Genomic DNA, 21,732 nt, shown 5'->3' on the forward strand with positions numbered 1-21,732 from the left:
AAAGGATAAAAGTAATATGAAAACGATGTACTTTTTCAGCTGAATTGATTTTGGACAAAGATAAGTTTAGGGACTAAAAAAAGCGACTCGTGAGTCGCTTTTTTTTATGCTTTCAAGTAAATTAAACTTTTATTTAATTCTGGGTTTTGATTGATTAGGGACAGAATAAAAATTCTCAATTCTTCTAGTTCGTGAGGCAGTAACCGCTTTACTGCTTTTTCCACTTCTCTGCAGAATAATGTCGCATCAAAACTCACCTTTTTAAGTACAGTTTTAGTGTACTCAAACATTGCTCTCGCCATAAGTAATACTTAGTTTTAGGTTCAACAAAAAGGTAATTCTCTCTATAGGCTATGGTTTCAATTCTTCTCCTAAGATAGAAAAAAAACGTTTTCGTTGGAAATCTTCGTATAAAGTTTAACAGCTTATTATGTTAAAAGTTGGAATCTATCGATGAAAACAATAAAATAACAAAGCCATTTCTTACAAGCTAAGTATCTGATTTTATTGTTGTTATTTAAAATCGATTATCCCCATCCAACAAATCACCTAAGCCACCAAGTATACTTCCCTCTCCTCTATCCTTTCCTCCAGCGCGTGGCGCAGAGGCAATAATCCGATTAGCCAATCGACTAAATGGTAAGGACTGGATATAGACCTTTCCTGGACCTCTTAACTTGGCAAAGAACAGTCCTTCACCTCCAAAAATAGAATTCTTAATACCGCCTACGAATTCAATGTCATAATCGACATCTTGGGTAAAACCGACAATACAACCGGTATCGACGCGAAGCGTTTCGCCAGGTTGTAAAGTCTTCTCTGCCATAGTACCTCCTGCATGAACAAAGGCCATACCATCACCTTCTAATTTTTGCATAATAAAGCCTTCACCTCCAAATAAACCTCGTCCTAATTTTTTTGAAAATTCTATACCAACACTCACCCCTTTTGCTGCGCATAAAAAGGCATCCTTTTGACAGATGAATTTCCCTCTAAATTCATTTAAATCTATAGGGATAATCTTGCCCGGATAAGGTGAGGCAAAGGACACATTGCGTTTTCCCGAAAGGTCATTATAAAAGGCGGTCATAAATAAGCTCTCACCCGTGAGAATACGTTTTCCCGCTCCTAATATCTTGCCTAGAAAGCCTTTATCCTTTTGTGAACCATCACCAAAAATGGTATCCATTTTTATGCCATCGTCCATCATCATAAAGCTTCCAGATTCCGCAATTACGGCTTCTTGTGGATCGAGTTCTATTTCTACATATTGCATTTCTTCACCATAAATACGATAATCAATTTCGTGAGCATTTCTATCGGTAAAGTCTGGTAATTTTTCCATTTTTTTCTTCTTTTTAAGTTGATTTGTTAATAAGTTGAATTCTATAGTTTTTTGTTACAAAAAAAATTGAGATTGCCACGTCGTTCGTTCCTCACTCCCCGCAATGACAAATAAGTTGTGACCTCAAACTCCTAACTTCGTACTTCTAACTTTTCACTTTTAATGTCCATTCAAAATTAAACGATGATACTTCTACCCCATCTTTATTAACGCCATTGGCACTCAACCATACGGTTTGGCCCTCACCGGTTGAAATCGCCTTATCGATAGCCTCGTCTATCTTATGGCCCTCTTCGCACGTAAAGGTTATTCTTCCGGTTGCTTTTTTGGTAAAAGTGGCATTATTATTAGCCACAAGCATGGATATTTTTTTACCACGCTCTCTTATTTTTTTCATGACCAAAGCACCCGTGGTTAATTCTGCTGCCATACCTTGCACTGCCCAAAACATCGACTTAAATGGATTTTGATTGATCCAACGATGCTTCACGGAAACCACACAAGTCGTATCATCAATATGTTTGGTCCGCACTCCTGTAAAATAAGCAGAAGGCAGTTTAAACAGCAGATAGGTATTGAGTTTTGATGGTGATATGGTCATAAAATTCAGTTTGATTTCGCACTAAAATAGTCCAAATATTTTAACCTCACCAATGTTAAAAAAATGTTAATTTTTAGTACTATGCGTAACATAATACCTTCTAAAAGACATATATTTGTATAAGCAACTATTATATACTTTTAAAAATGATAGACAATCATCATAAAAACTTAGCGACATTTATACATCTTTCCACGTTTTCAAGATTCATTATCCCCTTTGGAAATTTTATAGGTCCTATTGTATTATGGGCCGCCAATAAGGATAAATCAGATTTTATAGATAAGCATGGAAAGCAGGCTATTAATTTTCAAATTAGCATTTTGCTATACGCTATAGTTATAGGGACTATAAGTGTTCCTTTTTTCATCTTTAAACTTTTTAGAGGTTTGGATGTTATCGACTTTCACGGGTTTCATAACTTCCATATCAATGTCGGTGAACCTTCTCCACTATTGTATATAGGAGGTGGTTTGGGAGCCTTAGCCATATTGGCCTTTATAGTAGAATTAGCGCTTATTGTAAAAGCGAGTTTGACGGCCAGAGACGGAGGGCTTTATAAATATCCTTTAACCATTAATTTTTTAAAGTAAAACACAATATTCATCAATCAATGCACCTACGCTTTAAGCTTTGGTGTAAAAGTCAATCAATACTGAAATAAATTCAGCACAAAAAAATGAACAGTTTAATCGAATTTAAGACCCTTAGATTATGACACGAGCGCTAAACAAACTATTAATTAATCATCTCAATGTCAATGCGCGCACTGCATGTGGCCTTAGATTAAAATAAAAGATACACATGAAAATAGAAAACACAAAAGCACAAATGCGTAAAGGTGTTCTAGAGTATTGCATCTTGTCCATCTTAAGAGATGAAGATGCCTATGTTGCAGAGATTCTTGAGACTTTAAAGGACGCAAAAATGCTTGTTGTAGAAGGAACCATATATCCACTATTAACAAGATTAAAAAACGCAGGATTACTCAGCTACCGTTGGGAAGAATCCACATCTGGACCGCCAAGAAAATATTACGGTCTTACCGAAACAGGCAAACTGTTTCTTAAGGAGTTAAACACAACTTGGAGTGAATTACAAAATGCAGTTAACCTAGTAACACGTACAAAAACAACAAAAAAATGAATAAAACAGTCAATATAAATTTAGCAGGTGTATTCTTTCATATCGATGAAGATGCATATCTTAAATTATCACGCTATCTTGAGGCTATAAAACGTTCATTTACAGACTCTCAAGGCCGTTCGGAAATTATTGCGGATATCGAAGCACGTATCGCTGAGTTATTTTCAGAACGTATACAAAACGAAAAACAAGTTGTAGGGATTAAACTTGTGGACGAGGTCATCACTATAATGGGACAACCAGAAGATTATCTGGTCGATGATGAAATTTTTGAAGATGAGCCACGATCCAGAACCACTTACAGTTCTAGACCTACAAAAAAACTATACAGAGACACAGACAACTCTTACATAGGTGGTGTTGCCGCAGGGTTGAGCCATTATTTTGGCATAGAATCCATTTGGATGCGATTGATCTGGTTATTGTTAGCCATAGGTTCTGGAGGTACCTTTATATTCATATATCTCATCTTTTGGGCCTTAGTACCAGAAGCCAAAACCACAGCCGAAAAGCTAACCATGAGTGGTGACCCTGTGAACATCAGTAACATTGAAAAAAAAATTAAAGACGGTATTGAATCAGTCTCAGAGACCGTAAGAAATGTCGATTTTAAAAAACAAGGCGAAAAAATAAAGGAGGGGTTCGAAAATGTATCGGATAATATCTCTGAAAGTGTAAAAAATGTCGATTTCCAAAAACAAGGCAATCGCATAAAATCAAGTTCGCAAACGTTCTTTGACACGCTAGGAAACATATTTATGTTCTTTCTAAAGGTCATCGCCAAGTTCATTGGAATTATACTCATTATCGTTGGTATTAGCACCTTATTGAGCTTGATTGTCGCGTTCTTTACCGTTGGCGTTACAGATATCGTTTATTTTCCAGGAACGGACTTCATAGATGCTGCAAATGCAGCTGATATTCCTATGTGGTTAATGTCCATGCTCTTGTTATTTGCCATAGGTATACCCTTCTTCTTTGTCTTTTATTTAGGCTTAAAGATTTTGGTCAACAACTTAAAATCCATTGGTAACATCGCCAAATTCACACTTTTGGGGCTCTGGTTAATGGCAATCATAGGCTTATTCGTCATAGGAGTGAAGCAAGCGACCGAACATGCCTTTGATGCCAAAGCCACAGTGAAAGAACAGCTAAATATCACCGCAAATGATACTATACGATTGAGCATGGCAACTGATCCTTACAATGGTTATTATTACAGACGTAATAACTATTATAGACTCGTAGAAGATGAAAATGGGCGTACGATTAAATCTACGGATATCAGACTCGTTGTAAGATCGACCAAAGATTCGTTAGCCACGATTGTTCTCGAAAAGCAAGCACGGGGAAGCAGTTATAATGCAGCCAAATCAAGAGCAGAGAGCATCAATTACAATTATGAACTAAGTAATGGCAAACTCACCTTAGATCCATTCTTAACGACAGACATTGAAAACAAGTTTAGCGATCAAGAGGTATTAGTCATTCTTTATTTACCAGAAGGAAGCGTGCTTTACGCGGATGATAACACCTATAGCTACCATAGAAACTCAAGTTATTTCAATGATATATTGGATAATGGAATGGAAGAGCATTATTTAAAAATCATTGAAGATGATACGGAATGCTTGGATTGTGTAGAAAAAAATAAAGAAGAGGAAGAAATTATTGAAACCTCCACGACAGAACCGTCGTCTAATGAAGAGCAACCTGACGTCAGTCTAACCATTGACGAAAACGGTGTGGATTTAGAAGTCAATGACAATTGAAGACAACTATTCAACAGTTCAGTACAGTTTAATATAAATCAATCAAAAACCTACGGACCTTTATAGTCTAATAATCAATCAGAAAATGAACCAATCAATCAAATCACTTTTGCTATGCAGTATCGGATTACTCCTGTTATCCGGTACTGCTTCGGCACAGGTGGACAAAAGTTCTGAGCTTTTTAAAACCTTAAAAGCAAAGGACAGTATCTTATTTAAGATAGGGTTTAATAAATGTGAGGTGGAACGAAGCGCCGAATTAATGTTCGACGATTTGGAATTCTATCACGATAAAGGTGGGATTACAGATTCGAAAGAAGCATTTGTAAATACAATGAAAAATGGGATTTGTCGCCCCGATAATCCAGAAAAGATCTATAGATTTCTCGTTGAGGAAAGCTTAGAAGTATTTCCTATGTATAATAACGGCAAACTTTATGGCGCCTTACAAAATGGAAAGCATTTCTTTTCTCCAGATGAGAACATGACCTACGAAAAGAGCGATAATGATGCACTGTTTTCGCATTTATGGATCATTGATAATGAAGGTAAATGGAAAATTAAGCGCGTTATAAGTTATAATCACAGATCTAAAGACGTTGAAAAAGAAATAAGTGGTATTTCAATTTCTGATGATTTGCTAGAATCCTACTCTGGTAATTATAAAGCACCGAATACGGGTGATGTCAATATTTCGATTAACGGAAAGCATCTAAACATAAAAGCCGGACAAATGTCAGCAACGATTGTGGCCATATCCGAGAACATTTTCGAACATCCACAAGCCCCATTGACCTTTGAGTTTAAGGCGAATGATCAAGGAGACATCGAAAAATTTATCGTTCGTGAAAACGGTAAAATCGTAGAAGAGGCCACAAAAATTAAACAATAAAATCAATCACAAAAAAATAAAAAAATGAGCACATTAGTAAGAATTGTAGTAACCAGTATTTTAAGCATTTTTATGCTATCCTGTAATATTTCCTTTGGCACTGGTGTCGATGGAAATAGAAATGTCGTAACACAAGACAGAACTATTTCTGACGACTTCGAATCCATTAAGGTCAGCCAGGGATTAGACCTTTACATTACCCAAAGTAATGACGTTGCATTAAGTGTAGAAGCCGATGAAAATCTACACGAATTAATTATGACCGAAGTAGAAAATGGCGTTTTAAAAATTTATACCACAGAGAATATCCGACGTGCGAAATCCAGAAAGATAAATCTCAATATCGTTACAGTTTCGGCAATTAAAGCTACAAGTGGCAGTGATGTCATCTCGACAAATGTCATAGAAACCGATGCCTTAGAACTGAATTCGACTAGCGGGGCGGATATTCGGTTGGATGTTAAAACCGAAACCCTAAACTGTCATTCTACTAGCGGTAGTGATATTAGTCTTAGTGGTACAACGAAACTATTAATAGCAGAAGCGACTAGTGGCAGTGATATTAAAGCCTCCAACCTAAAAGCAGAAACCTCTAAGGTGAAAGCCACCAGTGGTGCAGACATCTCGGTCAATACTTCGAAAGAATTAACGGCTAGGGCGACCAGTGGAGCGGATATTAGATATTCAGGCAACCCAGAAAAAGTAAACAAATCGGATAGCTCTTCTGGAAGTGTAAGAGGAAACTAAGTAGGACCCGAGAAATAATGCTTAAAAAAGTAATTGTATTCTTTTTGCTTTTAGTCCTAGGCGTCTTTTTACTCTTGCATTTTAATGTGATATGGCGGTCTCCATCTTACTACAAAACTGAAAAGCAAGTCGTGCTAAGCATTCCCATAATGGATATGGAAGCCTATATGAAAGTAGTCAACGAACATAGAAGGCCATACATCTTTACTTTAGATTCAAAGTCAGGTGGTAAAGCAATCATCGTTGGCGTAGAGCACATCAATGATCCTAATCACAGCCAATTTGATTCGATAAGCCTATATTGGAAACAACATCAACCGACCATCGCTCTAGTAGAAGGTCGCTTAGGCTTTTTCTTTAAATGGATGCATGACCCCATCGAAAAATATGGGGAAGGCGGTTTAACCGCTATGCTAGCAAAGCGAGACCGTGTAGATTTATATACTTGGGAACCCTCTAGAGAAGACGAAATTCAAATATTAACAAAAAAACATTCAGCTAAAAGATTAGCTATGTTTTATTCACTAAGACCATTTTTTCAGTTACCGGATAGTAAAAAAAATGAAGACAACCTTCAAGCTTTAATTGAAGAACGAACAGATTATGAAGCATTAGAGGGTTCCATATCCAAATGGCAGCAAATTGATAGCATATGGAATGTTGATTTTCCAGAATTAAACTGGAAAACGTTTAATGCTGGTTATGGTTATCCTGGTTATCTACACGATATATGGAATGACTCTAATTTAGCAAGAGATAAACATATGATAGATATCATTGCCGAACAAGTTCATAGAGGTGAAACCGTGTTTGTCTCTATGGGAGCGAGCCATGCTCCAAGAATAGAAAATGCATTAAAAAGTGTAATTGAGTAATAATATTAATCAAAATAACAACATAAACAACTAATAACCAATCAATTAAATCCGCCTTAAATTCTTTTATAGAGTTTGGGGCGGTTTTTGTATATCTTTGTTTAAAGCCTTACAAGTGACATTAGCATTGATCTGTGTCCTAATTATAGTATAATAAAGATCTACAAATGAAAAACGTATTGCTTATTTTGGTTGTAATGGTGCTTGTTTCATCGACCGTTACAGCGCAAGAAAAGATAAAAGGTAATAGAAACGTCACCATTAAACAAACCTATATAGACGATTTTGATACCATCATCGTTGACGGCGATTTCTCTATTGAAATAGTCTACAACAGTAAACCCTCTGTTAATATAGAGACGGATGATAATTTACATGATGTTATACAATTTGATGTCGTTGATGGTGTACTCAGGTTTGTCGAAACTGTACGCATCACCACTAAAAAACGACTTAATATCACGGTAAACTATGGGGATGCCTTAAAACATATAGAAACTCATGGAAATGGTGAAATTAGATCATTAACATCTATGGAATTCGGAGATGCCACCTTATCCACTTCAGATAATTCTAGGGCGTATTTAAATATTAAAGCCAAGAGCTTCGTTTATAAGAGTTCTGGCAAGTCCAAAACGCGTTTAAATCTAACTGCTGATTCTACCAAGATTGAACTGAGTGATAATAGTAAACTAGACGCACTCGTTAATAGTAAAGTTGCCGATTTTGATTTATACCAACGTTCGGATGCGGTCATCGATGGCTCAGCGACTAGTGCCTTGATTAGAATTGATAACTCTACTAACTTTAGTGGTCCTAAGTTCGATGTCCAAAAGGTGGATGCTGTTTTAGAAGGTAATAGCGATTTAACTATAGATGCCATAGAAAGCATCACTATCGCAGCTTCGGGTACTAGTAAAATTTACCTCTATGGAAGTCCAGCTATTACCATTACCAAATTTGAGGATACTGCTAAACTTCAAAAGAAACAACAATAAATAGGTCTTTGAATCTATAAATAAAAAGCTGAAGCATTTAGCTTCGGCTTTTTTTATGTAATGATAATTACTTTATTAATTATAGGTCGAAGTAGATACCTCAAAATCGGCTTCCTTTGCTGCTAAATAGCGTTCAGCATCTAAAGCCGCCATACAACCGGTTCCTGCTGCTGTAATAGCTTGTCTATAGACATGGTCAGCAGCATCTCCACTGACAAATACACCGTCAACATTGGTCTTACTTGTTCCGGGTTCGGCATTGATAATATAGCCCGTCGCATCCAAATCCAGATAATCTTTAAAAATATCTGTATTGGGCTTATGACCAATAGCCACAAAAAATCCTGTGGCAGGAATCTCAAAAATAGCTCCGGTAATATTATTTCTAGCTTTCACTCCGGTAACCACCTGTCCATCACCTAAGACCTCGTCAGTTTCTGTATTAAACAATATTTCAATATTCTCGGTATTCTTAACCCGGCTTTGCATAATTTTCGAAGCGCGCATTTCATCACGTCTCACCAACATCGTCACTTTTTTACAAAGCTTAGATAGGTAATGTGCTTCCTCTGCTGCAGAATCTCCTGCCCCAACAATGACAACTTCCTGATCTCTATAAAAGAACCCATCACAAACAGCACAAGCGGAAACACCTCCACCTAATTGTAAATACTTTTGCTCAGATGGCAGTCCTAAATATTTTGCTGAAGCACCTGTTGAGATAATTACCGTCGCTGCATGGATTTCAGTTTCACCATTGACCCAAACTTTATGGACGTCTCCAGAAAAATCGACTTTGGTTACCCAACCATGTCTCACATCGGTACCAAAACGTTCAGCTTGCTTTTGCAGTTGAATCATCATTTCTGGCCCCGTAATGCCATCGGGATAGCCTGGAAAATTCTCAACATCATTGGTCGTAGTCAACTGACCACCAGGTTGTTCACCTTGATATAACACGGGAGCCATATTAGCTCTAGCCGCATAAATGGCAGCTGTATATCCTGCAGGCCCAGAGCCAATTATTAAACATTTTATTTTTTCAATCGTATCAGACATATAGTTCTTTATTAGTTCCTCAACAAAAGTAGGTTTTTTGCATAAATCCTTACGCAGAAGTTATTAACACTAACTATAGTGCTATAAAATCGATGAATTGCTTCATAATCTCGATATAATTTACTAATTTAAAGCTGTTTAATAGCTAACACCATACAATCATGAAAGCATATATTTTTATCATCGGCCTTGTATTTTTAACAATATCATCTTGTAAAGATGCAGAAGCAAGTGCATCGTCCATGAGTGAGACGAATGAAGACGTAGCTGAAGTAAAAAACGGTTTAAAAGGCGCTTGGGAATTAAAAGGATTTTACAATTATAAAGACAATGTCGTTGTAGATTCATTTTCCAATAACACCATCTCTAGGCAAGTAAAGATGTACACGGATACCAAAGTGATGTGGTGCAAGCTTTTAAAAACAGATTCCATCGAGTTTTTTGGTTACGGATCCTACACTTATGAGGATGGCATACTGACCGAAACTTTAGAATTTGGATCGGCCTTTATGAACGACGTCATTGAAGAACAAGAAGAATTCACCTTTCAATTTGAGCTAAAACCTGATCGATTTGAACAGATTGAAATCGATGAAGATGGCAATAGAGTCTATTCGGAAAATTATGTAAGAATAGAATAAAAGCTTAAGATTGAATCTTAAAACTGAATTCTCTTTTAATTTTTTTTGTGATAAATTTAAAACTATAGTTTTTAATCTTAGCGCCTATCCTTTTCATACCCTCTGCCGTCATTAAATCCTTATGAGTATTGAATTTTTTAATGTTAGAAAAGTTCATAAGATGGTTTTCCCCATTGGCCATACTATAAATACCTCCATAAAAAGGAAGTACATCTAGTACAATGTTTTCATTTAAAACGGTAAGTCTATGATCAAAATATAAGATAGGATCTAGACCAAAAAAGTACTTAAAGAGTTCTGGTTTAACAATAACTGAGCTACCACATAAATAGCTGAATTTTTGGGACTTAAACAAAAAGAAGTTCCCTTCAAAATAGATATACCCCTTCTTTACATACCAGCCCGGACGATTTTCATGATTATTATTGACAAATTCGGCAATACGATCACTAACAAAGTCATCCGAATCGACTGTCATGATATAATCCGTGTTGAAATTATCCTTTGCGTAAGCAGCCCCCAACTGTAATTTCTTACCCTTATCAAGCTCTCTACGTTTATTTATACTGTCATCACTCTCCGACTCGCCTCGTATCGGTGGATCAAAATCAACTTCTAAATAATGAATATTTTTATGACTAAAGTCGATTTGTGGCCGTTCATGACATACCACCACGACTTTAAAGTTCTCATCGGTTTGGTTGCATATTGAAGTTAAAGTCCTCTCGTACAGGGCGCAAAATTTGGACCAATTGGCAGATACACGTTCACTTTTTACAGGAACTACAAATGTAAGCATAGGTTGTTTTGGTTTATAGGTACCGAAAAGTAATAAATAAAATGATTGGAGCAATTAAAAATTCGTTGAAAGCTAACAATTATTGATTACAGGTTTGGGTTGAACTCCATTACTCATGAGCTATGGCATAAGATGTCGTATAAATCCGTTGAGTGACCTTTGGCGATGAAAATGGGTATTTTAGAAAAATTAAATTTTAATCCAATTAATACCAACCCAATGCTTTAAGTCGCTTAATATCATATTCTATCCACTCTTGATTTAAGCTATCGGAAGCATCTTGGTATTGTACTCTTAGTGCTTCTAAGCGTTTGTGCATTTCCATCTGAACGTCTTTATAATCGCTATGATCGTAAACATTATTGAGCTCTTGGGGATCCTCTTTTAAATCATAGAGTTCCCAAGCTTCAGTGTCATAATAAAAACGAATGAGTTTGTAACGATCGGTACGTACGCCGAAATGGCGCTTTACCATATGAATCCCTGGATATTCAAAATAATGATAGTACAGCGCATCCCGCCAGTTCGTATTATCGCCTTCAAATAAGGGCACCAGACTAAGACCCTGCATATCTTCTGGTACTGAGACACCAGCCACATCCAAAACAGTTGGTGCAAAGTCTATATTTTGAACCAAATCATTATTTAGACTGGCTGCAGGAATGCTTCCCGGATATCTAATCAATAATGGTGTCCTAAAGGACTCTTCATACATAAAGCGTTTATCGAACCAACCGTGCTCTCCCAAGAAAAAACCTTGATCCGAGGTATAAACGACCATCGTATTTTTCGTAAGCTGTTTTTCATCCAAATAGTCCAGTAATCGCCCTATATTTCGGTCAACGCTTTTAATCACGCCTAGGTAATCCTCCATATAGCGCTGGTATTTCCACAAAGTCAGTGCTTGGCCTTTAGGTGAGTTCTTTAAAAAATCGTCATTAATTGGGCCATACACCTTTTGCCATTGCTCCTTTTCATCATCATTCAATCGTGCAAAACGTTCCTTATAGGCGCCTTTATACCAATCCAAAAACTCCTCGTAATTGAGTTGTTCTAAAATTTCAGGCGCTATTTTATTATCTGCACTCAAGGCCATGTGGTCAGCAATGCGCATTTCGGCTTCTACAGACGCTTTACTCTTAGTTTTATATTCGTCGAATAGAGTCTCAGGGACCGGAATCTTCTTATACTTAAAATCCTCCAAATCGTGCATCGATGGCCACCATTGTCGGTGTGGAGCCTTATGATTATACATTAACATAAAAGGTTTGGATGAATCTCTAAGCGAATCCAAGTAGAAAATAGCCTTATCAGTAATGACATCGGTTACGTAACCCTTGGTTTTTATCTCTCCTTTAGGTGTTAATAATTCTGGATGATAATAATGACCTTGATCGGGTAAGACCTCCCAATAGTCAAAACCTTTAGGTTCTGATTTTAAATGCCATTTACCATAAATTGCCGTTTCATAACCTTCCTTTTGAAGCAACTTTGGAAAAGTGACTTGCGTCGTATCAAACACATCGAGATTATCGCGTACACTGTTTAAATGGCTAAACTTTCCGGTTAACGCGACGGCTCGACTTGGAGAACAAATCGAATTTGTGACAAAAGCCTTCTTAAATAACATCCCTTCTTTTGCCAATCGATCGATATGTGGTGTTTCAATAAGCGTATTGTCGTAGGCACTTAAGGCCTGATACGCATGATCATCCGTTATGATAAAAACGATATTAGGTTTTTGGCGCGACCTGTTTTCTTGCTCGCTCTTTTTGTCGGTCTTACAGGCGCAGCAAAAGAGTATGATTGTTAAAGAAAGTAATCTGTTCATATTACAAGTAATGATGAGATTAGTCTAATGTACTAGTCATTTTGAATACCAATTTCCCGCCATTCATAATCTGGTCGAAAGAAATCTTATGGTCTTTTATTAAACTATCGTTTATAAAAGCACTATCAGTAAAGTTATTGCTTTCTGAAAAATTCTCTGTGCTCATATGAAACTTTTTCCCGTTTGCGAGCTGTATGGAAGCTTCAGAAGCTTGAGGCGCACCAAGTACAAATGTCCCATCAGAAGCATTTACGGGATAAAAGCCTAAAGTCGATAAAATATACCACGCGCTCATTTGTCCACAATCGTCGTTGCCAATCATACCATCTGGAGTATTGTTATGGAATTCGTCTACGACGCGTTTAATATACTCTTGCCCTTTTTTAGGGGTATCAGAAAAAGCGTATAAATATAAAATATGATGACTTGGTTCGTTGCCATGGGCGTATTGCCCGATCATGGCTTCTTGACCTAAAAATTTATTCGGATTTAAAGCTTTTGTCGTAAAAAAAGTATTGAGGTGCTTGGTAAATTCGGATGTTCCACCTAGCAGCTCAATCATCCCTTCGACGTCATATTGCGCTGGTGTCCAAAAATATTGCCAAGCGTTGGCTTCTGTATAATCTCCTGGATTGTTTAGTGGAGATGTCGCTGTTAATGGATCGAAAGGCGTTCTAAACTGTCCTTGGGTATCTTTTCCTCTAAAAAGATGAGTTTCTGGATCGAATAGATTTTTGTAATAATTGGCACGTTTGGTAAAGGCGATATAGCTTGATGAATCCCCAAGCTTCTTTGCCATCCGTGCTACAGCATAATCATCAAAACCACTTTCCAATGTTCGTGAAACTGCTTCATTATCGAGCTTATCAAATGGATAATACCCATATTGATTGTATAACTCCCAATCAGAATTGATATGGCTTATCGTGGAGGTTTCTAGCATGGTCTGTAATGCTTTTTGAGCATCGAAACCTGTAAAACCATTTTGATAAGCGGATAGTATCATCGGAATGGCATGATTACCGATCATACAATAATTATCCTGGCCCCAAGCCGTCCAAATAGGTAAGAACCCAGCAGCTTCATGGTGCAATAACATAGAATTTACGATACCATCAATTCGCTCTGGTGCAACGATTTGTAATAATGGGAACGCGGCTCTGTAAACATCCCAAATCGATAAGGTTGAATAATAGGCTTTATCGGAGGCTACGGCAATTTTATCATCCGCACCACGATACTTACCATCTACATCAGCTATGTTTGAGGGCTGCAAAAACAGATGATATAAGGAGGTATAAAATATTTCTTTTTGCTTTTGCGGAGCTTCAATACTAATTCGGTTAAGGTAATCGTCCCAGGTATTTTGATTTTCAGTTTTTACCTTTTCAAAATCCCAATGCGGAATTTCCGTTTGTAAATTGCGCTTGGCCCCTTCGACGGAAACAGACGATAACGCAATTTTAACTTTGAGTTGCTTATCCGCTTTCAATTTAAAGGCAGCATCATACTTTGGTGCTTTATCATTTTTGGCTTTAGACAAGGCCTCAACACTTGTAAAAGGTTGGCTAAACTGAATGGTATAAAAATATTTGCGTTTTACCCAATTATCCGTGAACGCATAACCAGAAATGGTGCTGTCATTTTCAATGGTAACATCACTATCTAACACCAATCCTTTTTGACTATTTTCATCAAAGACAAAACGCAAGCCATGCTGAAGATTTATAAATACCTGCGCTTCTTTTGTTGGAAAGGTATATTGGTGAATCGCAACGCGTTCCGAACACGTCAACTCAACTTTCACATCGTCTTTTTTGGTCAGTGTGTAGTAACCAACCTCAGCTTTTTCGGTATTTTTAAAATAACTATGCTTTAAAGCCTCTTTTTCTTTTGAGTAAGGTAATAGCAGTACATCGCCCATTTCATTGATTCCTGTTCCGCTAAACCGCGTCTGTGAAAATCCTAATAAGGTCGTGTCTTTGTATTGATAACCACTAGTGTGAGCCCAGCCATAATTCTTATTATCTGGCCCCGGCTGTACCATTCCAAATGGCATAGATGGTCCTGGAAAGGTGTGACCTGTGCCGTCCGTACCAATAAATGGGTTTACGAATTTTCTGTTAGCGATTCGCTCTGCTTTGTTATGCTCTTGAAGCGTTTGTTCTTTTTTACAGGAAAAAAAACTCAATTGGATTAAAAGTAAAAGTGTTAGATATCTCATATTACTTCGATCTGTCTAATTTCCATTGTTCTATCTTTTGCTGAAATTCCTTTACCTTTTCTGGATGTGTTTCCACCAAGTTATTGTCATTTCTTGGATCGGTAGTCATATCGAACAAACCAATGGTCTCAGTCGTAAGATTCCACTGAAAAAACCAATCCTTGGTTCTTGCCCAATAGGCTTCTATTTTCATACCCATCATATCCGCTTCAGAACGCATTTGGGTAGCCTTACCTATAATGATGTCCCGATCCGTTTTGCCGGTATCATCTACCAAAGTTTTATAGGATTTGCCAAAATAATCTTCTGGAACCTCCACGTTGATATAATCTAAAATGGTGGCAGGTATGTCGGCACTGTGTATTAAAGCCTTTGACGTCGCACCAGGTTTGATCTTATCTTTCCAAGAAAAGATAATAGGTGTTCTAAAGGATTGATCGTAAACAGATAGCTTACCTTTATCTCCTCCATTATGCCAACGTAGGGAATCGTGTCGAAACTCTTGGTGCGGTTCCTGTTCCCAACCATTATCATTAACATACACAAAAAGTGTATTATCGAACTCCCCTTTTTCTTTCAAGTACCTTACCAACTCACCAACGCCGTCATCAAACCAAGTACAATTGGCATAATAGCGCTTGGCCGACTCCGTCATGTCCTTATCCTTGTATATGTTGTAGTATTTATCTGGTGCATCAAACGGATAATGTGGCAATTCTGGTGCAAACCAGATAAAAAATGGTTGTTCGTTATACGTATCTATAAAATCATAAACGGGTTGCATGGTTGCTCTAGCCAACTGTCTACCGTCACCACCCATAAACTGTAAAAACCAATCATTTTTGCCCTTATCTTCTTTCTTCCAGCCTTTGGTCATGCCTTCATCAAAACCTCCATTCTGATAGTTGAATTCCCACCATTTGCCCCCTTGGAAACTTTTATAACCTTGTTTTGCCAATAGCCTTGGTAGGGTTTCAAAATGCCTCATCGCATGATGTTTAAATCCAACTATAGAATCTTTTGGTATTTGCTTTTCTTGGATTAACTGTTCTACGGATTGGTCATAGTTGATAGGCAAAGTCCCTGTCATCAATGTTTGCAGTGAGGGTCTACAATGGTTTTGAGGTACATAGCCTTCGGTAAACAACGTACCACTAGCCGCTAAGGCATCCATATTTGGCGTTTGTACGTAATCAGCTCCCATAAATCCGAAGTACGGATAGCCTTGGTCATCACCAACCAATAAGATGATATTAGGTTTTTCAGTAGTTACTTCTCTGGTGCCTTTTTCTTTGGTTTCGCTTTTGCAACTTACTATTGCGATACTTAACAACAGTACTATAAAACATCTCATAAGCATTGATTCTTCCTTATTCTACGATTATAATGCCATAGGCCTCGAGTATTAAACTTTCGGGTTTTAGTTCAGCGCTTTCAGTAAAAATAATGTTTTTCTGATGGAGTTTGTCAATGTCCTTTACTCGAACTGAATTTTCAGATGTGTTGATAATTACCCAATGTTCTTGATCATTATAGGTTCTCTTAAACGCCAAAACATTATCTACTTCAGGCCAGATGGGTTGATAGGCGCCTAGTCTAAATGCATCGCTTTGCTGTCTCATCGCAATCAGGCTTTGATAATGGTGCCAAAGGGAATTTTTATTCTGTTTTTGCGCCTCTAAATTAAGTGTGTTAATGGCATCAGAATTCCAAAACGATTGCTCCCACCATTCCCCCGTGTCTTTATACCATAGGGCATTACCTGAAGTTCTTTGGTTGGCTGTCCACGGAAATGCTTCTCTCACAGGAATGTGATTGGCATCACTTCCCCATTCACTGGTTTGCCCTGTCAATCCTAGCTCTTGTCCATAATAAATGGAAGGCACCCCTGGCAATAAAATATTTAAAACGGCAGCAACGCGCTTTTGACTTTCATTATTGTTGACTACTGAAGCCCAACGTGCTGTATCGTGATTTTCTAAAAAGTTTACCGTAAAGGTGCTATCCGTAAATTTAGTCATGCTTTCCTTAACGACTTCATGAATGCGATTCGGGTCCATTTTCACACCATTGGAGGTAGGGTCTATGTACATATCGTGCGTCCCTTCTTCCCCGGCAATGGCAAAACGAAGTGGAAAACTAAAGGCGGCATCGGCTCCGCTTTCTAAAACCATTTTTTCTCCATATTCGTTCCAGTTAGATTGTTCTCCTAAGACAAAAACATTAGGGTTAACAGTCTTACACCTATCAAAAATAGGTTTCCAAAAATCTTGATACATATTGGTAAAAAGCCCTTTATAATCTAAATCATCCATAATATGGTCTATTCTAAAGCCATCTACGCCGTCGTCAAAATTGCCATCTTTATTAGGGTCTACCCAATACAAATAGAAATCGGTCATCCATTGTTTTACATTTTCATTGTTTAAATCGAGAAACACAATGTTGTACTTGTCTCCTGGCCAAGCTGTAAACTCGTACAATGGAGATTGGGATGGCATAAAAATTTGTTCGGGATATTGATTTAAACTATCAGAATAATAAATGAAATCCGAGTATTCGGATTCAGGATTCTTGTAAGAATCATCGAACCAGATATTACCACTTTGTGCATATTGGGTTTCCATATCCATCAAAAACTTTAAGCCTTTCTTATGGACTGCCTTTATAAAATTGATATAATCTTCTTTGGTACCGTACTCTTGGTCTATATTTTCATAGTTGGTTGGAAAATAATTATGGTAAAATCCAGATTCATATAAGGGTGTAAACAAAATGGTGGTAACCCCTAGTTCTTTTAAATAGTCTAATTTTTCAACGAAGCCGTTAAGATCCCCATGTCTATCTCCATTACTATCGTAAAAACTGCGTTGCATCACATGGTAAATGATTTCGTTATTCCAATTAATAGGTTTGTCAATATCTGTTTGTACAATAGCTTCGGATTTCTGATTTTGTTGACAGGAACTGAAAACCAGAAGGAGCAATAAAGCAGTTAAATAACTATTTTTCATCAGTTGTAAATTTTGGAAAGGTGACACGTCGTAATACTGTTTTTCCAATGGGAACCAGTTTAGCTTTTATAGTGGTATTTTTTGAAACATCAAACAACTCGCCTTCCATGTACCATTCAGAATTGTGAAAAGCTTTAGTGACTTGTGGTGTCTTTAGTTTAAAACTTGAATTTTCATTGAGATTTAGATGCTTGTAGGTGTCATCTGTCGGGAAACAATAATAGTCCTTGAAACCATTTTCATAGGTTTTTATAGCTTCTTCACGATGCGGAATTTCTAAAGCATAGACCAATGGCCCCTTTTGAATGTAAGCTTCATCGTTATTAGCCATATTGACTTTGACGTTATTTTTAAACCGAACCGTTAAGCTATCTCCATCTTGCCATGTTTTGGCCAGCACGTAATAGCCTGCTTCTTCCAGATAGCTATCGGGACCATCAAAAGCACTATCGTCTTCTATGCCATCCGACCAATTGGGATGTCGTACATAAAATTTAAACGTCTTTGGGGTCGCCATTGAAAATTTAAAAGTCACCTCATCAGACATCGGATAATTAGTAATTTGCTCAATAGCGATTTTAGAACCATCGATTTCTGTCGTTAATTTTGAAGGGCCAAACATAACGGCCGCAATACCATCTCCTTTTTTCATCCATTGTTGCTCTAGAAAATAGGTGAGGTTTCTTCCATAGTTGGGCACGCAACACACTGCAGGCTCAGAATGGGTTGGTGAATACTTATAACGTGAGTCTTCTCTAGATTCTCCATGCTCATAGTGATGTCCATCCAACACATAACAATTATCAGATTTCCCATAGGTAATGGCAGTACCGTCTTCATTTCTAAAGCCCAGCATAGCGTTATACGTTAATTTTTCAGCAGCATCCGCAAATTTGACATCGCCAGTCTTTTGTATTAGGCTTCCGTAGCTATTGCGCAGTTCGAGCATGGTACAATATTCGCTGCTTGTATTTGTTGGATGTGCTTCCATTTTAAGAATCCATTCGTTACCATGACCTGCACCGCTTGGTAAAATACAAGGTTCTAACTTTGCCAACATATGGTCATAAGCGGTTTTCAGCTCTGGATAGCCCGTATTGTAATAGGCATTGACCATGGTTCTAATATGTTCGTAGGTATGTACGGCATGACCTTCGAACATGGAATCCTTTTCCACTAAATATGGATAACGCAAATCGTTAAAGGAACGATTGATGGAATAGGTGGAGAATGCCTTATACAAATAGGTGGCATAATCTTGATAAATTCTATTCCCTGTAATGCGATGAAGTGTTTCACAAACGTCCGTAAGCATTAATCCATGAGTTACACCTCCGAAAGCATTTTTCAAATAAAATGGATTTCTAGAGTCTTCACCATAATTATTCATAGTGACTTTCATACCATTCTCAACGGCCTCTAAAACCTTATGGTCTTTTGTGAATTCGTAATAAGCCAGCATGGTTCTAAAGGCTGTTGTTTGTGCCCAAAGTTCACCATTAGACCCTTCGTGCTGATATCTTAAATTGGGTTTGTAAATACCTATATAACCGTCTTCGTCTTGTGAGGCCAACAGATTTTTGATGATACTATGCGATTGTGCTATCGCCCCGTCATTCCCAGTTAAAAATGCATGTCGTATAAAACCATCCCACCAATTACCAATAGTTTCAGCATTCCACCACATAATGGATTTTTCCCATTCGGCACCTGTCAACACCAAATCGCCCATTTCGGGGATATCCTCCATACCTCCTCGTCTAGCCGTACGATACAAATCATCTGATGTAATCCCTGGGTATAACTCATCTAGAGCCCCAACAACACCGGCTTCGAGATCACTTCTCATCATGTCTAGTATCCAACCTTTTGGTTTGACGCTTCCAGTTGGGAACTGTTCGAATTCAGCCTTTAAAGGAGCTTCTGGTTTTTCGAAAAAGGTCAATTGATTACTATCATCTATAATAGTCTGAGCAACCTTATTGACATTTTTGGAAAAGCTTTCACCTTGTGAGTTTTTATCTTCAGTTTTACATGAAGCAAGGGTTAATAGACAGCCTATGATGAGAATTCTATTCATGTTAAGTGCGTTTTAAGGTAGGCTTTCATCTTTAAATTTAGTGCTTTCTGGTCAGCCAGTGGTACTTTTGTAAACGGTGCTTCTGGCATATAAGGGTATGGCCCAAACTCTGGTGTCATCGTGAACTGAAGTTTTTCACTATGAAACTGCAGTATTTGTCGCCACCAATCCAAATATTGCTTCAAATACGGTTCCCATTCTGGGGCAAAAGGATCATTAACCTGTGGCGTTTGCTCAAAGCCTATTCTTGCATGGAGATGTTGGATATGTGGAATCACCTTTTCAATAATGGCTTCCTGATTCTGCAGCATAGATTCCGAGACCACGCACCAATGTGATAAATCGCCTACAAGTTTTAATTCCGGAAACTTTTCTAAATATTTTAGGGTGGTTAACGCATGAAAAGTGAAGCGTCCTCTGTGAATCTCATGGTAAACAGGAATATGGTACCTCACAGAAAAGTTCTCAATAGCTTCAATAATTCTACAATTATCTTCGAATGAAAAATAATCACGTCCCGTATGCGAATTGATAAAATTAGGCTGGTAATGCACCAGATTTTCCAAACGCTTCAACAAACGTTCTAAATAACTGTCAGGAGTTTCGGGCTGTACCCCTAAGACCTGCTGCAATGCGCATATAAAGTTTGGGTTCTGTTGTCTTTCCTTCTTGAGCGCATCATAGAACATCGTTTCAAAAATGGAATCCTTGGGCACGTTAATCTCAATACCGTCAAAGCCATTCGATTTGACCACATTAAGAAATGCTTCAAAGGGCAAGGCTTCACTTCCCCAAAATGGATATAAAAACTTTAACTGCATTAGTATAGAATAGGATTTATGGGCGTATTGATCACCTCCCCTATTTTCGCGCCCGGACACCAGGTTTCCCAATCATTTTCCTGTCCTGGATTTGTTGGTTTCTTGAGTGTCATATCCTTATCCATATAAATAATCGTCATCACTTTTCGCATTTGGTCCGTTGTGTTAGCACCTGCACGATGAAAGACCCAACCTGAGTGAAAACTAATCTCACCAGCATCAAAAGGTTCGATAATATGCTCAAAATCGGTCACCTTCAATCGTTTTTCTATTTGTGCTTCGCTATCATCACTTATTGATAACTCTCTGCCTTCCATGATTTGGTGACTGCCTGCGCTAAACTCTAAAGGCCCCATCTCTAAAGGTGTTTCTTGCAGCGGAATCCAAGCTGTAATAGTTTTATCTGTCGATAATGGCCAATAATGCTGATCGGCATGCCACGGCGTAATACCACCGCCTGCTTCTTTAAACAAGGCTTGATCGTGATACAAACGCACACCATTTACTTGCATAAGATCAGCCGCGATCTTTGCAATGCGTTTACTGAAAATCAAGTCTTTTATGGCTTCATCCTTAGTCCAAAGATTAAAGAGCTGAAGAAAAGCTTTACCATAAGTACTACGTGCCTCAAGGGGTTGATCTTCTTCATTCAACTCATGAACTCGTTTTGAAATCACACTATTGAAATGATCTAATGTCTCTCTGTCCAAAACATTTTTCAACTTAATGTAGCGATGCTTTTGATAGAATGAGATATGTTCATCTGTTAAAGTGTATGATTCGTCCAATACTGTTTTTGTTTCCATGATCTTCTTGATTGTTTACACCACAAAGTTATCTGGACCTGCATCAATTACTTTTTTAGATTTTAACCAAAACTATGCGTA

Annotated in this window: 20 protein-coding genes; 8 read left to right on the forward strand and 12 right to left on the reverse strand. The window is 37.7% G+C overall.

What is annotated here, in order from left to right; all coding sequences use genetic code 11:
* Nucleotides 1–104 precede the first annotated feature (104 nt).
* From ACO052_RS17975 to ACO052_RS17985, 3 genes are all read right to left on the reverse strand, one after another.
* On the reverse strand, nucleotides 105–302 hold the full coding sequence (locus ACO052_RS17975) for a hypothetical protein (protein ID WP_422105172.1): 198 nt from the start codon (nucleotides 300–302) through the stop codon (nucleotides 105–107).
* Nucleotides 303–517: 215 nt separating this feature from the next.
* Entirely contained in the window at nucleotides 518–1,345 is an 828-nt protein-coding gene (locus tag ACO052_RS17980) for a TIGR00266 family protein (protein WP_422105173.1), read from the reverse strand.
* A gap of 145 nt (nucleotides 1,346–1,490) precedes the next feature.
* A complete protein-coding gene (locus tag ACO052_RS17985) occupies nucleotides 1,491–1,946 on the reverse strand; it encodes a DUF4442 domain-containing protein (RefSeq protein WP_422105174.1) in 456 nt (151 codons plus the stop codon).
* 146 nt (nucleotides 1,947–2,092) lie between these two features.
* On the opposite strand from ACO052_RS17985, the gene ACO052_RS17990 reads away from it, so the two are divergent.
* The 7 genes from ACO052_RS17990 (at nucleotide 2,093) to ACO052_RS18020 (ending at nucleotide 8,376) form a co-directional block, all read left to right on the forward strand.
* Nucleotides 2,093–2,539: a DUF4870 domain-containing protein gene (locus ACO052_RS17990; RefSeq protein WP_422105175.1), complete on the forward strand. Its 447-nt coding sequence runs from the start codon at nucleotides 2,093–2,095 to the stop codon at nucleotides 2,537–2,539.
* Between the two features lie 211 nt (nucleotides 2,540–2,750).
* Nucleotides 2,751–3,092, forward strand: coding sequence for a PadR family transcriptional regulator (locus ACO052_RS17995; protein ID WP_422105176.1), 342 nt, complete (start codon nucleotides 2,751–2,753; stop codon nucleotides 3,090–3,092).
* Nucleotides 3,089–4,864, forward strand: a complete 1,776-nt coding sequence (locus ACO052_RS18000; RefSeq protein WP_422105177.1) for a PspC domain-containing protein — start codon at nucleotides 3,089–3,091, stop codon at nucleotides 4,862–4,864. The genes ACO052_RS17995 and ACO052_RS18000 overlap by 4 nt, the downstream gene beginning before the upstream one ends.
* Nucleotides 4,865–4,949: 85 nt before the next feature.
* Nucleotides 4,950–5,756 carry a hypothetical protein gene (locus ACO052_RS18005; RefSeq protein ID WP_422105178.1) on the forward strand — a complete coding sequence of 269 codons (807 nt, stop codon included), beginning with the start codon at nucleotides 4,950–4,952 and terminating at the stop codon, nucleotides 5,754–5,756.
* A 24-nt stretch (nucleotides 5,757–5,780) separates the two neighbouring features.
* Nucleotides 5,781–6,503: a head GIN domain-containing protein gene (locus ACO052_RS18010; protein ID WP_422105179.1), complete on the forward strand. Its 723-nt coding sequence runs from the start codon at nucleotides 5,781–5,783 to the stop codon at nucleotides 6,501–6,503.
* 17 nt (nucleotides 6,504–6,520) lie between these two features.
* Nucleotides 6,521–7,378, forward strand: a complete 858-nt coding sequence (locus ACO052_RS18015; protein WP_422105180.1) for a hypothetical protein — start codon at nucleotides 6,521–6,523, stop codon at nucleotides 7,376–7,378.
* 167 nt (nucleotides 7,379–7,545) lie between these two features.
* Complete coding sequence (locus tag ACO052_RS18020) at nucleotides 7,546–8,376, forward strand: GIN domain-containing protein (RefSeq protein ID WP_422105181.1); 831 nt, start codon at nucleotides 7,546–7,548, stop codon at nucleotides 8,374–8,376.
* A 75-nt stretch (nucleotides 8,377–8,451) separates the two neighbouring features.
* Here ACO052_RS18020 and trxB read toward each other — a convergent pair whose 3' ends face one another.
* Complete coding sequence (gene trxB, locus ACO052_RS18025; RefSeq protein WP_422105182.1) at nucleotides 8,452–9,435, reverse strand: thioredoxin-disulfide reductase; 984 nt, start codon at nucleotides 9,433–9,435, stop codon at nucleotides 8,452–8,454.
* A 161-nt stretch (nucleotides 9,436–9,596) separates the two neighbouring features.
* Here trxB and ACO052_RS18030 point away from each other — a divergent pair, with 161 nt between their 5' ends.
* Nucleotides 9,597–10,076, forward strand: a complete 480-nt coding sequence (locus ACO052_RS18030; RefSeq protein WP_422105183.1) for a hypothetical protein — start codon at nucleotides 9,597–9,599, stop codon at nucleotides 10,074–10,076.
* A 4-nt stretch (nucleotides 10,077–10,080) separates the two neighbouring features.
* Here the strand turns inward: ACO052_RS18030 and ACO052_RS18035 are convergent, their stop codons facing one another.
* The 8 genes from ACO052_RS18035 to ACO052_RS18070 all read right to left on the reverse strand — a co-directional run bounded on the left by ACO052_RS18035 (nucleotide 10,081) and on the right by ACO052_RS18070 (nucleotide 21,651).
* Nucleotides 10,081–10,875, reverse strand: a complete 795-nt coding sequence (locus tag ACO052_RS18035; RefSeq protein WP_422105184.1) for a glycosyltransferase family A protein — start codon at nucleotides 10,873–10,875, stop codon at nucleotides 10,081–10,083.
* A 205-nt stretch (nucleotides 10,876–11,080) separates the two neighbouring features.
* On the reverse strand, nucleotides 11,081–12,706 hold the full coding sequence (locus ACO052_RS18040) for a sulfatase (protein WP_422105185.1): 1,626 nt from the start codon (nucleotides 12,704–12,706) through the stop codon (nucleotides 11,081–11,083).
* 19 nt (nucleotides 12,707–12,725) lie between these two features.
* The gene (locus tag ACO052_RS18045) at nucleotides 12,726–14,930 is read right to left on the reverse strand and encodes a GH92 family glycosyl hydrolase (RefSeq protein WP_422105186.1); all 2,205 of its coding nucleotides are present in this window, start codon (nucleotides 14,928–14,930) and stop codon (nucleotides 12,726–12,728) included.
* Between the two features lies 1 nt (nucleotide 14,931).
* The gene (locus ACO052_RS18050; RefSeq protein ID WP_422105187.1) at nucleotides 14,932–16,284 is read right to left on the reverse strand and encodes a sulfatase; all 1,353 of its coding nucleotides are present in this window, start codon (nucleotides 16,282–16,284) and stop codon (nucleotides 14,932–14,934) included.
* Between the two features lie 16 nt (nucleotides 16,285–16,300).
* Nucleotides 16,301–17,944 (reverse strand): alpha-amylase family glycosyl hydrolase, encoded by a 1,644-nt coding sequence (locus ACO052_RS18055; RefSeq protein ID WP_422105188.1) that lies wholly within the window; start codon nucleotides 17,942–17,944, stop codon nucleotides 16,301–16,303.
* Nucleotides 17,934–20,024 carry a beta-L-arabinofuranosidase domain-containing protein gene (locus tag ACO052_RS18060; protein WP_422105189.1) on the reverse strand — a complete coding sequence of 697 codons (2,091 nt, stop codon included), beginning with the start codon at nucleotides 20,022–20,024 and terminating at the stop codon, nucleotides 17,934–17,936. Before ACO052_RS18060 ends, ACO052_RS18055 begins: the two co-directional genes overlap by 11 nt.
* A complete protein-coding gene (locus ACO052_RS18065; RefSeq protein ID WP_422105190.1) occupies nucleotides 20,021–20,845 on the reverse strand; it encodes a sugar phosphate isomerase/epimerase family protein in 825 nt (274 codons plus the stop codon). Before ACO052_RS18065 ends, ACO052_RS18060 begins: the two co-directional genes overlap by 4 nt.
* Nucleotides 20,845–21,651 carry a phytanoyl-CoA dioxygenase family protein gene (locus ACO052_RS18070; protein WP_422105191.1) on the reverse strand — a complete coding sequence of 269 codons (807 nt, stop codon included), beginning with the start codon at nucleotides 21,649–21,651 and terminating at the stop codon, nucleotides 20,845–20,847. Before ACO052_RS18070 ends, ACO052_RS18065 begins: the two co-directional genes overlap by 1 nt.
* Nucleotides 21,652–21,732: the final 81 nt, after the last annotated feature.

Source organism: Winogradskyella sp. (assembly GCF_965228925.1).
Lineage (GTDB): Bacteria > Bacteroidota > Bacteroidia > Flavobacteriales > Flavobacteriaceae > Winogradskyella.

What these genes read in the sequence shown, in the direction of transcription:
- ACO052_RS18000 (WP_422105177.1), top strand. Translation starts at nt 3,089, where the DNA reads ATGAATAAAACAGTCAATATAAATTTAGCAGGTGTATTCTTTCATATC.
- ACO052_RS18055 (WP_422105188.1), bottom strand. Translation starts at nt 17,944, where the DNA reads ATGAAAAATAGTTATTTAACTGCTTTATTGCTCCTTCTGGTTTTCAGT.
- trxB (WP_422105182.1), bottom strand. Translation starts at nt 9,435, where the DNA reads ATGTCTGATACGATTGAAAAAATAAAATGTTTAATAATTGGCTCTGGG.
- ACO052_RS17985 (WP_422105174.1), bottom strand. Translation starts at nt 1,946, where the DNA reads ATGACCATATCACCATCAAAACTCAATACCTATCTGCTGTTTAAACTG.
- ACO052_RS18065 (WP_422105190.1), bottom strand. Translation starts at nt 20,845, where the DNA reads ATGCAGTTAAAGTTTTTATATCCATTTTGGGGAAGTGAAGCCTTGCCC.
- ACO052_RS18040 (WP_422105185.1), bottom strand. Translation starts at nt 12,706, where the DNA reads ATGAACAGATTACTTTCTTTAACAATCATACTCTTTTGCTGCGCCTGT.
- ACO052_RS18020 (WP_422105181.1), top strand. Translation starts at nt 7,546, where the DNA reads ATGAAAAACGTATTGCTTATTTTGGTTGTAATGGTGCTTGTTTCATCG.
- ACO052_RS17980 (WP_422105173.1), bottom strand. Translation starts at nt 1,345, where the DNA reads ATGGAAAAATTACCAGACTTTACCGATAGAAATGCTCACGAAATTGAT.
- ACO052_RS18005 (WP_422105178.1), top strand. Translation starts at nt 4,950, where the DNA reads ATGAACCAATCAATCAAATCACTTTTGCTATGCAGTATCGGATTACTC.
- ACO052_RS18045 (WP_422105186.1), bottom strand. Translation starts at nt 14,930, where the DNA reads ATGAGATATCTAACACTTTTACTTTTAATCCAATTGAGTTTTTTTTCC.
- ACO052_RS18015 (WP_422105180.1), top strand. Translation starts at nt 6,521, where the DNA reads ATGCTTAAAAAAGTAATTGTATTCTTTTTGCTTTTAGTCCTAGGCGTC.
- ACO052_RS17990 (WP_422105175.1), top strand. Translation starts at nt 2,093, where the DNA reads ATGATAGACAATCATCATAAAAACTTAGCGACATTTATACATCTTTCC.
- ACO052_RS18050 (WP_422105187.1), bottom strand. Translation starts at nt 16,284, where the DNA reads ATGAGATGTTTTATAGTACTGTTGTTAAGTATCGCAATAGTAAGTTGC.
- ACO052_RS17975 (WP_422105172.1), bottom strand. Translation starts at nt 302, where the DNA reads ATGGCGAGAGCAATGTTTGAGTACACTAAAACTGTACTTAAAAAGGTG.
- ACO052_RS18010 (WP_422105179.1), top strand. Translation starts at nt 5,781, where the DNA reads ATGAGCACATTAGTAAGAATTGTAGTAACCAGTATTTTAAGCATTTTT.
- ACO052_RS18035 (WP_422105184.1), bottom strand. Translation starts at nt 10,875, where the DNA reads ATGCTTACATTTGTAGTTCCTGTAAAAAGTGAACGTGTATCTGCCAAT.
- ACO052_RS18030 (WP_422105183.1), top strand. Translation starts at nt 9,597, where the DNA reads ATGAAAGCATATATTTTTATCATCGGCCTTGTATTTTTAACAATATCA.
- ACO052_RS17995 (WP_422105176.1), top strand. Translation starts at nt 2,751, where the DNA reads ATGAAAATAGAAAACACAAAAGCACAAATGCGTAAAGGTGTTCTAGAG.
- ACO052_RS18070 (WP_422105191.1), bottom strand. Translation starts at nt 21,651, where the DNA reads ATGGAAACAAAAACAGTATTGGACGAATCATACACTTTAACAGATGAA.
- ACO052_RS18060 (WP_422105189.1), bottom strand. Translation starts at nt 20,024, where the DNA reads ATGAATAGAATTCTCATCATAGGCTGTCTATTAACCCTTGCTTCATGT.